10 protein-coding genes and 2 tRNA genes are annotated in these 12616 nt (G+C 64.2%); all 12 read right to left on the bottom strand.

The features are described from left to right. Positions 1 to 56: 56 nt before the first annotated feature. Entirely contained in the window at positions 57 to 1568 is a 1512-nt protein-coding gene (nusA, locus tag ACPEH8_RS05440; RefSeq protein ID WP_017355937.1) for a transcription termination factor NusA, read from the bottom strand. Positions 1569 to 1572: 4 nt separating this feature from the next. After that, the gene (gene rimP / locus ACPEH8_RS05435; RefSeq protein ID WP_136003219.1) at positions 1573 to 2163 is read right to left on the bottom strand and encodes a ribosome maturation factor RimP; all 591 of its coding nucleotides are present in this window, start codon (positions 2161 to 2163) and stop codon (positions 1573 to 1575) included. A gap of 530 nt (positions 2164 to 2693) precedes the next feature. Continuing rightward, positions 2694 to 2770, bottom strand: a tRNA-Met gene (locus tag ACPEH8_RS05430). Between the two features lie 148 nt (positions 2771 to 2918). After that, a tRNA-Met gene (locus ACPEH8_RS05425) sits at positions 2919 to 2995 on the bottom strand. Between the two features lie 126 nt (positions 2996 to 3121). Further along, positions 3122 to 4582 carry an NADH-quinone oxidoreductase subunit NuoN gene (gene nuoN / locus ACPEH8_RS05420; RefSeq protein WP_153165180.1) on the bottom strand — a complete coding sequence of 487 codons (1461 nt, stop codon included), beginning with the start codon at positions 4580 to 4582 and terminating at the stop codon, positions 3122 to 3124. Positions 4583 to 4618: 36 nt separating this feature from the next. Further along, on the bottom strand, positions 4619 to 6127 hold the full coding sequence (locus tag ACPEH8_RS05415; protein WP_017355934.1) for an NADH-quinone oxidoreductase subunit M: 1509 nt from the start codon (positions 6125 to 6127) through the stop codon (positions 4619 to 4621). Between the two features lie 23 nt (positions 6128 to 6150). After that, the gene (gene nuoL, locus ACPEH8_RS05410; RefSeq protein ID WP_136003218.1) at positions 6151 to 8352 is read right to left on the bottom strand and encodes an NADH-quinone oxidoreductase subunit L; all 2202 of its coding nucleotides are present in this window, start codon (positions 8350 to 8352) and stop codon (positions 6151 to 6153) included. Positions 8353 to 8359: 7 nt separating this feature from the next. Then, positions 8360 to 8665, bottom strand: a complete 306-nt coding sequence (gene nuoK, locus ACPEH8_RS05405) for an NADH-quinone oxidoreductase subunit NuoK (RefSeq protein WP_017355932.1) — start codon at positions 8663 to 8665, stop codon at positions 8360 to 8362. After that, positions 8662 to 9321, bottom strand: a complete 660-nt coding sequence (locus tag ACPEH8_RS05400; protein WP_017355931.1) for an NADH-quinone oxidoreductase subunit J — start codon at positions 9319 to 9321, stop codon at positions 8662 to 8664. The genes nuoK and ACPEH8_RS05400 overlap by 4 nt, the downstream gene beginning before the upstream one ends. Positions 9322 to 9327: 6 nt before the next feature. Further along, complete coding sequence (gene nuoI / locus ACPEH8_RS05395) at positions 9328 to 9816, bottom strand: NADH-quinone oxidoreductase subunit NuoI (RefSeq protein WP_017355930.1); 489 nt, start codon at positions 9814 to 9816, stop codon at positions 9328 to 9330. A gap of 3 nt (positions 9817 to 9819) precedes the next feature. Continuing rightward, positions 9820 to 10911: an NADH-quinone oxidoreductase subunit NuoH gene (nuoH, locus tag ACPEH8_RS05390; protein ID WP_017355929.1), complete on the bottom strand. Its 1092-nt coding sequence runs from the start codon at positions 10909 to 10911 to the stop codon at positions 9820 to 9822. Continuing rightward, positions 10908 to 12616: molybdopterin-dependent oxidoreductase (locus ACPEH8_RS05385; protein WP_423666231.1), on the bottom strand; the 1709-nt coding region annotated here is incomplete at its 5' end. The genes ACPEH8_RS05385 and nuoH, both read right to left, overlap by 4 nt.

Raw genomic sequence — 12616 nt, 5'->3', positions numbered from 1 at the left:
CGAAGGCAGCGCGGAGTCTAAGCCCTGATCGGGTCAGGGCACTGTTCATCGCTGGCTCATTCGCCGCGCTCCAAGCGGGCGATCTCCTCGGCTCGGGCGGCCAGGATCAGAGCGGCGGCGCGCTCCTGGTCCAGGTCCTCGATACCGAACTCGAGGATCTCGTCGGCGGCCAGGTCCGACAGGTCCTCACTGGTTCGCACGCCATGACCGGCCAGGGCGTAGGCAGTCGCCTCGTCCATGCCTTCCAGGGCGAGCAGGTCTTCGGACGGCGAACCATCTTCCAGACCCTCTTCCACCGCCAGCGCTTCGTTGAGCAGCGCATCGCGGGCACGGGCACGCAGCTCTTCGACGATGTCTTCGTCGAAGCCTTCCACGGCCAGCAGTTCGCCGACCGGGACGTAGGCGATTTCTTCCACGGTGTTGAAGCCTTCGGTCACCAGGATGGCGGCGATTTCTTCATCCACTTCCAGCTTGTCCATGAACAGCTGGCGGGCAACGCCCTGCTCTGCCTCGGACTTGGCGGTCACCTGGTCCTGGGTCATCACATTGAGCTGCCAACCGGTCAGGCGGCTGGCAAGGCGCACGTTCTGGCCGCCCTTGCCGATCGCCTGGGCCAGGCGCTCTTCCGCCACGGCCAGGTCCATCGAGTGCTTTTCTTCATCGACGATGATCGACTGCACTTCCGCCGGCGCCATCGCGTTGATGACGAAGTTGGCGGGGTTTTCGTTCCACAGCACGATGTCCACGCGCTCACCGTTGAGCTCGTTGGACACGGCCTGCACGCGCGAACCGCGCATGCCGATGCAGGCGCCGATCGGATCGGTGCGCGCGTCGTGGGCCAGCACGGCGATCTTGGCGCGGTCGCCCGGATCGCGGGCGCAGGCCTTGATCTCGACCAGGCCCTGGCCGACTTCCGGCACTTCGAGCTTGAACAGCTCGATCATGAATTCCGGCGCGGCGCGGCTGATGAACAGCTGCGGGCCACGCGGTTCCGAACGGACCTCGGCCAGGTAACCGCGCACGCGGTCGCCAGCGCGCAGCACGTCGCGCGGAATGCCCTTGTCCTTCGGAATGAAGGCCTCGGCGTTGCCGCCCAGGTCCACATAGATGTTGCCGCGCTCGGCGCGCTTGACCACACCGGTGACCAGCTCGCCAACGCGATCCTTCCACGCATCGACGACCTGCTGGCGTTCGGCTTCGCGCACGCGCTGGACGATGACCTGCTTGGCAGCCTGTGCGGCGATACGGCCGAAGTCCGGGTTCTCGATCTGCTCTTCGATGTAGTCGCCGACTTCAACGCCGTCGGCTTCGTCGATGGCATCCATCAGGCGGATCTGGCGATCCGGGGACTCCATCACCACGTCATCGGCCACCACTTCCCAGCGGCGGAAGGTTTCGTAGTTGCCGTCCTTGTGGTCGATCGACACACGGGCCAGCACTTCCTGGTCCGGATAACGCTTCTTCGCGGCCGACGCCAGTGCAGCCTCGATGGCCTCGAAGATCACTTCACGCGGAACGCCCTTTTCATTGGCGACCGCATCCACTACCAGCAAAAGTTCCTTGCTCATTGGCTCACTCCGCGCGCGGCTTCTTGGCCGCCGGCTCGTTGGATGGTTTCTTGTTCGCCTTGCCACCCTGCTTGGGCGCCGGGCCAGTCGGTTTGGTCGGAGCGAGGCCGAGGGCGGCCCAGTCCGGCATGATGCGTGCCTTGTCGATGTTCTCGACATCGGCGGTGAACGGGGCATTGTCGACCTTGAAGGTGACCGTACCCTGTTCCAGATCCACGGCGAGAATCTCGCCCTGCAGACGGCGACGGCCGTCCTGCGGCAGCTTCAGCGTCACCTTGGCGGATTCGCCGATGGCGCGTTCGAACTGCTCACCCGTGAACAACGGACGATCCACGCCCGGCGAGGAGACTTCCAGCGTGTAGTTGGCGCTGATCGGGTCTTCCACGTCCAGCTGCGCGGACACTTCACGGCTGACGCGCTCGCAGTCGTCGATGTTGACGACGCGCTCAGGCTGTTCGGCCAGCGGCACGTCGATGTACAGGCGCAGGGTCGCACCGCCCGGGGCAGTCAGATACTCCACGCCCAGCAGCTCGAGACCCAGCGACTGAACGGTGGGGGCGAGCAGATTCGCGATTTCGGTTGCCTTGTCGCTCACAGTCTGCCTTGATTCGTTGAAAGAGATACTGGCGTGGCCAGTCGCGCCGGCCCAACACCCCTGGCCACATTCCGGAAACAACAAAGGGCCCGCTGGGCCCCTTGTCCGGTACAACTCCGGTCATGCTGGATTCCGGTAGCGGGAACACACGCGGTGCATGTTCCTGCGAGCCCAGCCTTCCGGGGGGTCACGGCGACCTGGTTACAGGGTGCCGTTCCTGGAAGCCGGTAGCGGGCCACATTCACGTCCGTTGAAAGGATGCGCATGAACAGTCCGCCAAGCCACTGATGATAGCCGGTGCACCGCGCTGGTGCAATGGCCTGGGGCGGTTGCAGGGTGGCCATTGCGGAACCTGAACCGGGCAACAGACGAAAGAAGGTCGATGCACAGCCGGCCTCGGGTCATCGACGCACCCGTCCGGCTCCTGCGCCCCTGTGCCGCCCCAAAGAAGCGGATTCCAGCAACGAAAAAAGCGACCCCGTTCCCGGAATCGCTTTTTCGTCTACTGCACCTGCACTGCAGATTTTCTGTGGTAGCGGGGGCAGGATTTGAACCTGCGACCTTCGGGTTATGAGCCCGACGAGCTGCCAGACTGCTCCACCCCGCAGCAGAAGCGAAATTGTAAGGGAGTTTTCACTCCCGCGCAACCCCTTTTAAAACACCAGGGCATCGCTGCCGATCCCTGCAACGAAAAAGGCGACCTCGTTGCCGGGATCGCCTGATTCGTCCACCACCCGATTCTCACCGGGTCGATATGGTAGCGGGGGCAGGATTTGAACCTGCGACCTTCGGGTTATGAGCCCGACGAGCTGCCAGACTGCTCCACCCCGCAGCAGTAGCGGATGAGTTGGCTGGTCACCAAGAACGGGAACCTACCGCAACGATATTCTGGCGAAACCGCTGCATCAACAACTCAGGAAACGAATATTACACTAATTGCGCAGTTTTGTATCGTTTTTTACGCAAGATGTGCAAATGCCTGCTGGCACCAGACCATGATCGGGTTCCAGGCCAGGCCGAGCGCCAGCAGCGCCAAGGCATTCACGCCCAGCACCACGCCCAGCACACGGTCGTTGTTGGCCGGCAGCGGCTCGCCCACCGGCTCATCGAAGTACATGACCTTGATGACGCGCAGGTAATAGAAGCAGCCCACCACCGCGCACAACACACCCAGGATCGCCAGCCACAGCATGCCACCGTTGATCGCTGCGCCTAGCACGGCCAACTTGGTCCAGAAGCCCAGGAACGGAGGAATGCCGGCCATCGACGCCATGATGCACAGCACCAGGCCGGCCATCCACGGGTTGCGCGCGTTCAGACCCTTGAAGTCATTGATGTTCTCGGCCTCGAAGCCGCTGCGGGACAGCGCGATGATCGCGCCGAAGCCGGCGGTCGACATGATCGCGTAGCTCAGGGCATAGAACAGCGCCGCCGCGTAGCCCTCCTCGCCACCGCCGGCGATGCCGAGCAGCAGGAAGCCGATGTGCGACACGGTCGAGTACGCCAGCATGCGCTTGAGGTTGGTCTGGGCGATCGCCATCAGGTTGCCGACCACCAGCGACAGTGCGGCCAGGCCACCGATCAGGTACTTCCACTCGTCGGACAGCGGGCCCACGCCCACTTCCAGCAGACGGTAGGCCATGCCGAACGCGGCCAGCTTCGGGGCCGAGCTGATGAACAGCGCGACCGGGGCCGGAGCGCCCTGGTACACGTCGGGCAGCCACATGTGGAACGGGGCCGCGCCCAGCTTGAACGCCACGCCGGCAATCATGAAGACCGCGCCGGTCAGCAGCAGCATCTTCTCTTCCGAATGCGGAATCGCCGCGTGGATCACGTCCAGGTGCAGCGAGCCGGTGGCACCGTAGATCAGCGACATGCCGTACAGCAGCAGACCGGAGGCCAGCGAGCCCAGCACGATGTACTTCATCGCCGCTTCGGAGGCCAGGCCGTTCTCACGGTTGCTGGCCACCAGTGCGTAGGAGCACAGCGCCAGCAGTTCCAGGCCCAGGTAGACCATCAGCAGGCTGCCCGCCGAGACCAGGATCATCATGCCGGCGGTGCCGAACAGGATCAGCACCGGAATCTCACCCTGGAACAGCTTGCGCTCGCGCAGGTAGCTCCAGCCGTAGACCAGGGTCAGGCCACTGCAGAGCACGATCACGGTCTTCATCACGTCGGCCGCGGTGTCGCGGACAAACATGCCGTGGAACACCTCGCCCTGCCCGCCCACGCCGGTGGCGAGCATGAACAGCACCACGCCCAGCGCGGCGACCGAGAACAGGTGGGTCCAGATCTTGTTCTTTTCGCTGATGAACAGATCCAGGATCAACAAGGTGAAGGCGCTGCCAATCAGCACCAGCTCGGGAGCGAGCGGCGGCAGGTCGGCGGCGGTCAGTGGCAACAGCGGCGAGGTGGTCATCATCAAATCCTGGAATCAATACTCTCGACGGCCCGATTACAGCAGCTTGCTGGATGCGATCTGCATCGCCAGCTTCGCGATCGAGGGCTCCATCAGGTCGGTCAGCGGCTTGGGGTACAGGCCCAGGGCAAGCGTGCCCACGGCAAACACACCCAGCACCAGCCACTCGCGACCGTTGATGTCCTTCAGTTCGGCGACATGGGCATTGGCCACTTCACCGAAGAACACGCGCTTGTACAGCCACAGCGTATAGGCCGCGGTGATCACCAACGTGGTGGCCGCGCCCAGTGCCAGCCACGGATTGCGCTGGAAACTGGCCATGATGATCATGAACTCGCCGACGAAACCGCTGGTACCCGGCAGGCCCGCATTGGCCATGAAGAACAGCATGGCAAAGGTGGCGAACCACGGCATCACGTTGACCACGCCGCCGTAATCGGCGATGCGGCGGCTGTGCATGCGGTCGTACAGGACGCCGACGCAGGAGAACATCGCACCCGACACGAAACCGTGCGAGACCATCTGCACCATCGCGCCCTGCAGGCCCAGACGCGCGGCGTCCGGGTTGCCGGCGTCGCGCACCAGCCACAGGGCGATGAAGGTGCCCAGCGTGACAAAGCCCATGTGCGCGATCGACGAATACGCGATCAGCTTCTTCATGTCGTCCTGCACCAGGGCAACCAGGCCGACGTAGATCACGGCGATCAGCGACAGGGCGATGACCAGCCACGCCCATTCCTGCGACGCGTCCGGGACGATCGGCAGGTTGAAGCGGAGGAAACCGTACCCGCCAATCTTCAGCGCGATGGCGGCCAGGATCACCGAACCGGCGGTCGGCGCTTCCACGTGGGCATCCGGCAGCCAGGTGTGCACCGGGAACATCGGCACCTTGACCGCGAAGGCGATCAGGAAGGCGAAGAAGATCCAGGTCTGCTCGGCAGCCGACAGCTGCAGCTGGTACAGGTCGGCCAGCTGGAAGCTGCCGCCCTTCAGGTACAGGTAGATCAGCGCCACCAGCATCAGCACCGAGCCGAGGAAGGTGTACAGGAAGAACTTCATCGCCGCGTAGATGCGACGCGGGCCGCCCCAGACGCCGATGATCAGGAACATCGGGATCAGCATCGCTTCGAAGAACACGTAGAACAGCATCGCGTCGGTCGCGGCGAAGATGCCGACCGTGACGCCTTCCAGGATCAGGAAGGCGGCCACGTACTGGTTGACGCGCTTGTCGATCGCGCTCCAGGCACCGATCAGCGCGAGCACCGAGACCAGCGTGGTCAACAGGATCAGCGCGATGGCGATGCCGTCGACGCCAAGGTTGTAGCCGATCTTGTAGGACGGGATCCAGGCGCGGGTTTCGACGAACTGCAGCGCGTCGTTGGCCACGTCGTAGCCGCTGAGCAGCGACAGGCTGGCCACGAAGGTCAGCACCGCCACGCCCAGCGACGCCCAGCGGGCGGTTTGGGCGTCACGGATGGCAAGGATCAGGGCACCGCCGATGATCGGCAGCCAGATGAGAACACTGAGTAGGGGCCAGTTCGACACGTCTTCTTATTCCGTACAGGTCATCAACGCAGGTAATGCATCAGGACGCCCAGGAGGGCAATCAGGCCGATGATCATCGCGAAGGCGTAGTGATAGAGGAAACCGGATTGGGTGCGACGCAGCAGGTTGGCCGCCAGATCGATCAGGCGTGCCGAACCGTTGACCACCACACCATCGACGACATTCGTGTCGATCGCGCGCGAAACCTTGCCCAGCTTGATGCCGCCACCGGCGAAACCGCCGATCCAGAGCTTGTCGAAACCGTACTTGTTCTCCAGCACCGACACCAGCGGCGCGAAGGTCGTGCGGGCCTTGCCCGCCAGCTCCGGCTTCCACAGGTAGAACAGCACCGCCAGCAGGAAACCGGCCACGGTCAGGAAGAACGCAGGCGCCATCATGCCGTGGATCGCGAAGGCGACCGGACCGTGGAACTCTTCGGCCAGCGCACCGATGGTGTCGCGCGCCGGGTTGTAGAAGTCGACGATGCCGGTGAAGAACGAATGCACCTGGCCCGGGATGGCATGCTCGGCGTGGTCGCCCGACCAGCCGGTGCCGTACAGCATCGGACCGATGCTGAAGAAGCCGATCACGATCGAGGGAATCGCCAGCAGGATCAGCGGCAGCGTGACCACCCACGGAGCCTCGTGCGGCTCGTGCGGACCGTGGCCGTGACCGTGGTCGTCATGGTGTGCATCGGCAGCGTGCGCGTCGGCGGCAGCGTGATGGTCGGCATGGGCCGCATGATGATCGTCATGGCCGTGACCGTGGTCGTCATGCGCATCGCGGAAGCGTTCCTTGCCGTGGAAGGTCAGGAACAGCAGACGGAAGCTGTAGAAGCTGGTGACGATCACGCCACCCAGCACCGCCCAGTAACCGTAGGTCGCCACCCAGCTCGACGACACGTGCGCGTGGTGCTGCGCGGCCTCGATGATGGTGTCCTTGGAGTAGAAGCCGGAGAAGAACGGCGTACCGACCAGGGCCAGGGTGCCGATCCACATGGTCACGAACGTGACCGGCAGGTACTTGCGCAGCCCGCCCATCCTGCGCATGTCCTGCTCGTGGTGCATGGCGATGATCACCGAACCCGCGCCGAGGAACAGCAGCGCCTTGAAGAAGGCGTGGGTCATCAGATGGAACACGGCGGCCGAGTAAGCCGACACGCCCAGCGCCACGGTCATGTAGCCCAGCTGGGACAGCGTGGAGTACGCGACAACGCGCTTGATGTCGTTCTGCACGATGCCGATCAGGCCGGTGAAGAACGCGGTGGTGGCACCGATGAACAGCACGAAGTTCAGCGCGGTCTGCGACAGCTCGAACAGCGGCGACATGCGGGTGACCATGAAGATGCCCGCCGTGACCATCGTGGCGGCATGGATCAGCGCCGAGATCGGGGTCGGGCCTTCCATAGAGTCCGGCAGCCAGACGTGCAGCGGCACCTGGGCCGACTTGCCCATCGCACCGATGAACAGGCAGATGCAGATGATGGTGGCGATCGACCAGATGACCGGCTCGTTCATCAGCTGGTAGCTCTGGCCGAACAGGCTGATCGAACCCGACCATACCTGCAGCGCCATCTCCGGCTGTGCCAGCAGCGGGGCATTGGCGAACACCGTGGCGTAGTCCAGGGTGCCGAACACCCACATCACACCGGCGATGCCGAGGATGAAGCCGAAGTCGCCGACGCGGTTGACCAGGAACGCCTTCATGTTGGCGAAGATCGCCGTCGGGCGCTTGAACCAGAAGCCGATCAGCAGGTACGACACCAGACCCACCGCTTCCCAGCCGAAGAACAGCTGCAGGAAGTTGTTGCTCATCACCAGGGTGAGCATCGAGAAGGTGAACAGCGAGATGTAGCTGAAGAACCGCTGGTAGCCCGGGTCATCCTGCATGTAGCCGATGGTGTACACGTGCACCAGGAACGACACGAAGGTCACCACGACCATCATCATGGCGGTCAGCTTGTCGACCATGAAGCCGACATGGGCGGAATAGCGGCCCACTTCGAAGAACGTGTAGACGTTTTCGTTGTACGGCTGGGCGCCGCCCCACAGCAGCATGTACAGGACATAGCTGGAAAGGACGCAGCTCACTGCGACGCCGAGGATCGTGACCGCCTGCGCGCCAGCGCGACCCACCTGGCGACCGAACAGGCCAGCGATGATGCTGCCGAACAGCGGTGCAAGCACCACTGCGATCAACAGACTCTTGGAGAGAGTGATTTCCATCTACGGATCAGCCCTTCAGCGAATCGACTTCGCCGACATTGATGGTGCGGCGGTTACGGAACAGGGTTACCAGGATCGCGAGGCCGATGGCGGCCTCGGCCGCGGCCACGGTGAGGATGAAGAAGACGAACAGCTGTCCGGCCGTGTCACCCAGTTCCCGCGAGAACCCGACGAAATTGATGTTGACCGACAGCAGCATCAGCTCGACCGACATCAACAGCACGATGATGTTCTTGCGGTTGAGGAAGATGCCGGCAAGGCTGATGCAGAACAGCAGCGCGCCCAGCGCCAGAATATGGCCGAGGGTAATCATGGCTTGGCCTCCTCGTCGCTCGACGGCTTGGTAACGGTGTGCACCAGCGGCTTTTCCGCGTCCATCTTGACGATGCGCAGGCGATCGCTGCCCTTCACCATCGTCTGCAGGGACGGGTTCTGGGTCTTCAGGCCGCTGCGACGACGCAGAGTCAGCATCACGGCGGCAACCACGGCCACGGTAAGGATGACGGCAGCGAACTCGAACGGCAGCAGGTACTCGGTGAACAGGCTGCGGGCCAGCCAGGTGATGTTGGAGGTGTCGGCGGCCAGCGCGGCGGCGTTGTCGGCCGGGAACGGATTGACCGCCCTGCCCTTCACCCCGATCAGCACCAGCATCTGCACCAGCATGGTCACCGCGACCACCAGCCCGATCGGCAGGTAACGCACCCAGCCCTCACGCAGGTTGGAGGCGTCGATGTCCAGCATCATCACCACGAACAGGAACAACACCATGACCGCGCCGACGTACACCAGCACCAGGGCCACGCCCAGGAACTCGGCGCCCACCAGAATCCAGATGCAGGCCACGGAGAAGAAGGTCAGGATCAGGCACAACACGGCATACACCGGATTGCGCACGCTGATCACCGCCGCAGCGGAGATGCCCGCCACGATGGAGAAGACCCAGAAAGCGATATTTACCCAATCCATCATTCGACCTCAGCGGAAAGCGGCATCGGCGGCGCGACGCTCGGCGATCTCGGCTTCAAGCCGATCACCGATGGCCAGCAGCTGCGGCTTGGTAACGATGTTCTCGCCACGATTCTCGAAGTGGTACTCGAGGATGTGGGTCTCGACGATCGAGTCCACCGGGCAGCTTTCCTCACAGAAGCCGCAGAAGATGCACTTGAACAGATCGATGTCGTAGCGGGTGGTGCGGCGGGTGCCGTCCTCGCGCTTGGCCGAGTCGATGGTGATCGCCAACGCCGGGCACACCGCTTCGCACAGCTTGCATGCGATGCAGCGCTCTTCGCCGTTGGGGTAACGGCGCAGCGCGTGCAGGCCGCGGAAACGCGGCGACTGCGGGAACTTCTCCATCGGGTACATCAGGGTGTACTTCGGCTTGAACGCGTACTTCAGGGTCAGCCACAGCCCCCCGAGCAGCTCGAGGAGCAGCAGGCTTTTGAAGTAATGGGTAATTCGATTCATCACTTAGACGCCCTTCTGGATCACGCCGTAGAACACCATCAACGCCGTCACTGCAATCCACGCGATGGTGAGCGGGATGAAGACCTTCCAGCCCAGACGCATGATCTGGTCGTAACGGAAGCGCGGGAAGCTGGCACGGAACCAGATGTACGAGCTGGCGAAGAAGAACACCTTCAGCAGCAGCCACGGCCAGCCGCCCTTCCAGATCCAGTCGATCCACGGGGAGATGTCCGCAGTGACCCAGCCCTGGATCGGGCTCAGCCAGCCGCCGAGGAAGAAGATCGAGATCAGGAAGCTGATCAGGATCATGTTGGCGTATTCGGCCAGGAAGAACAGCGCGAACGCACCACCGGAGTACTCGACCATGTGGCCGGCGACGATTTCCGACTCGCCTTCCACCACGTCGAACGGCGCGCGATTGGTTTCGGCCACGCCGGACACCCAGTACACGACGAACAGCGGGAACAGCGGCAGCAGGAACCAGTCGAACAGACCGGCGTTGCCGGCCTGGGCCAGCACGATGTTGCTCAGGTTGAGGCTGCCCGAGGCGATCATCACACCGACCAGGGCAAAGCCCATCGCGATTTCGTAGCTGATCATCTGCGCCGAGGCGCGCATCGCACCCAGGAAGGCGTACTTCGAGTTGGAGGCCCAACCGGCGAGGATGATGCCGTACACGCCCAGCGAGGTCATCGCCAGCAGATACAGCAGGCCGGCGTTGGCATTGGACAGCACGATCTTCGCATCGAAGGGAATCACCGACCACGCCGCGAAGGCCGGCGCCAGGGTGATCAGCGGTGCCAGCACGAACATGGCCTTGTGCGAGCTGGCCGGCTGGATGATTTCCTTGAACAGCAGTTTGAAGACGTCGGCGAAGGCCTGGAAGATGCCCATGCCCACGTACATCGGGCCGTGGCGGACGTGCATCCAGCCGATCAGCTTGCGCTCCCAGACCACGTAGAAGGCCACCGAGATGATCACCGGCATGGTGATCACTAGGATCTTCAGGATGATCCAGGCCAGCGCGCCGATCTCGCCCAGCGACAGCAGCCACTGGTGCAGCGGGTCGACCGCGTTCAACAGCAATTCGTTCATGCAGCCACCACCGTTACGCGTGCGGCACCCAGCGGCGCGGTAGCACCGTGGCCCGATTCAATCCAGACCGACCCCGCGGCGACGCGGGCGTCGACCACCACCGGCAGCGTGGCGCGACCGGCATCGGTGCCGACCTTGGCCATCTGCCCTTCAACCAGCTGCAGGCGGGCTGCGTCGTCGGCGTTGAGCACGATGCGCGGCGCGTTGTTGAGCGGGTGCGACTGCAGCGCCTGGGCGCGACGGACCACCGCATCGGTGCGGTAGATCGCGGCGGTCGAGGCCACTTCCAGGCCTTCCACAGCGACCGGCGCGGCGGCGGACGGCGCAACGGTGACGCTGACCGGCGCGAGGCTGGCGCGCAGGCCGGCCAGATCGATGAACTCGAAACCGGCCAGCGACAGCTCGCCGCCCAACGCACGCAGCACGCGCCAGCCTTCACGCGCCTCGCCCGGCAGCTTGCCGCCGGCACGGGCCGTCTGCTCGCGACCATCGAGGTTGGTCAGGGTGGCGTCGACTTCCGGCAGTGCGCCGATCGGCAGGATCACGTCGGCCACATCGCGGGTCGAGGCGCAGGCGAACTGGCTGAAGGCCACCACCTGTGCACCGGCCAGCGCCTTGCGGGCAGCAGCGGCGTCGGCAAAGTCCAGGCCCGGCTCGATGCCGTACAGGACATAGGCCTTGCGCGGCTGGGCCAGCATGGCGTTGACGTCCTTGCCGGTCGGCAGCACGCCGGCGCGGGCCAGGCCCACGGCGTTGGCGCCCTGCGGGATGCGGCACAGCCTGGCACCGGTAGCGGCGGCGAAATCGCGCGCGGCGGCGCGGATGGCGGCGGCCTGCGGGTGGTTCTCGGCGATCGCGCCGACGATGAGGACGGCGTTGTTGGCAGCCTTCACGGCCTCGCGCAGCTCGGCATTGCCCAGCGCGTCGATGAACTTCGACGGTGCAACGATCTGCTTGCCGGCCAGCTTGAAGGCGAAGTCGAAGTCGACCGGGTTGACCGCGTGGATCTTCGCGTTGCGCGTGGTCTGTGCCTTGCGCAGGCGGGCGTGCAGCAACGGCAGCTCGTGGCGGATGTTGCTGCCGAGCACGACGATGCTGTCCGCGCCTTCGATCTCGGCCAGCGGGAGGCCGAACACCTCGGCCACGGCAGCGTCGGAGAAGTCGCGGTTGTTGATGCGGTGGTCGATGTTGGGGGTGCCCAGGCCCTTGGCCAGTCGCGCCAGCAGCGCGCCTTCCTCGTTGGAGGCCGACGGGTGCACCAGCACGCCGAGGTCGTCGCCCTGATGGGCGGCGAAGATCTCCTTGGCGGCGGCCAGGCCTTCAGCCCAGCTCACTTCCTTCCACTCGCCGTTGACCTTGCGCAGCGGTTTGACCGCACGGTCGTCGCTGTACAGGCCCTGGTGGGAGTAGCGGTCGCGATCGGACAGCCAGCATTCGTTGACCGACTCGTTGTCGCGCGGCACCGCGCGCAGCACTTCGCCGCGACGCACGTGCAGGAACAGGTTCGAGCCCATCGCGTCGTGATAGCCCAGCGATTCGCGCGCGGTCAGTTCCCACGGACGGGCGCGGAACTGGAACACCTTGTTGGTCAGCGCACCGACCGGGCACACGTCGACGACGTTGCCGGACAGCTCAGTGGTCAGCGGCTTGCCGTCGTAGGTGCCGATCTGCAGGTTCTCACCGCGGTACATGCCACCCAGTTCAT

This window comes from Stenotrophomonas sp. NPDC077461, from assembly GCF_049545475.1.
Classification (GTDB): Bacteria; Pseudomonadota; Gammaproteobacteria; order Xanthomonadales; family Xanthomonadaceae; genus Stenotrophomonas; species Stenotrophomonas nematodicola.
The sequence above is the reverse complement of the archived record's forward strand: the minus strand, read 5'-3'. Positions and strand labels throughout refer to the sequence as shown.

Bases quoted from the DNA above. Each gene is read 5' to 3' on its own strand.
- nuoN (WP_153165180.1), bottom strand. From the start codon at position 4,582: ATGACCACCTCGCCGCTGTTGCCACTGACCGCCGCCGACCTGCCGCCG.
- nuoH (WP_017355929.1), bottom strand. From the start codon at position 10,911: ATGAACGAATTGCTGTTGAACGCGGTCGACCCGCTGCACCAGTGGCTG.
- nuoK (WP_017355932.1), bottom strand. From the start codon at position 8,665: ATGATTACCCTCGGCCATATTCTGGCGCTGGGCGCGCTGCTGTTCTGC.
- ACPEH8_RS05400 (WP_017355931.1), bottom strand. From the start codon at position 9,321: ATGATGGATTGGGTAAATATCGCTTTCTGGGTCTTCTCCATCGTGGCG.
- nuoL (WP_136003218.1), bottom strand. From the start codon at position 8,352: ATGGAAATCACTCTCTCCAAGAGTCTGTTGATCGCAGTGGTGCTTGCA.
- nusA (WP_017355937.1), bottom strand. From the start codon at position 1,568: ATGAGCAAGGAACTTTTGCTGGTAGTGGATGCGGTCGCCAATGAAAAG.
- nuoI (WP_017355930.1), bottom strand. From the start codon at position 9,816: ATGAATCGAATTACCCATTACTTCAAAAGCCTGCTGCTCCTCGAGCTG.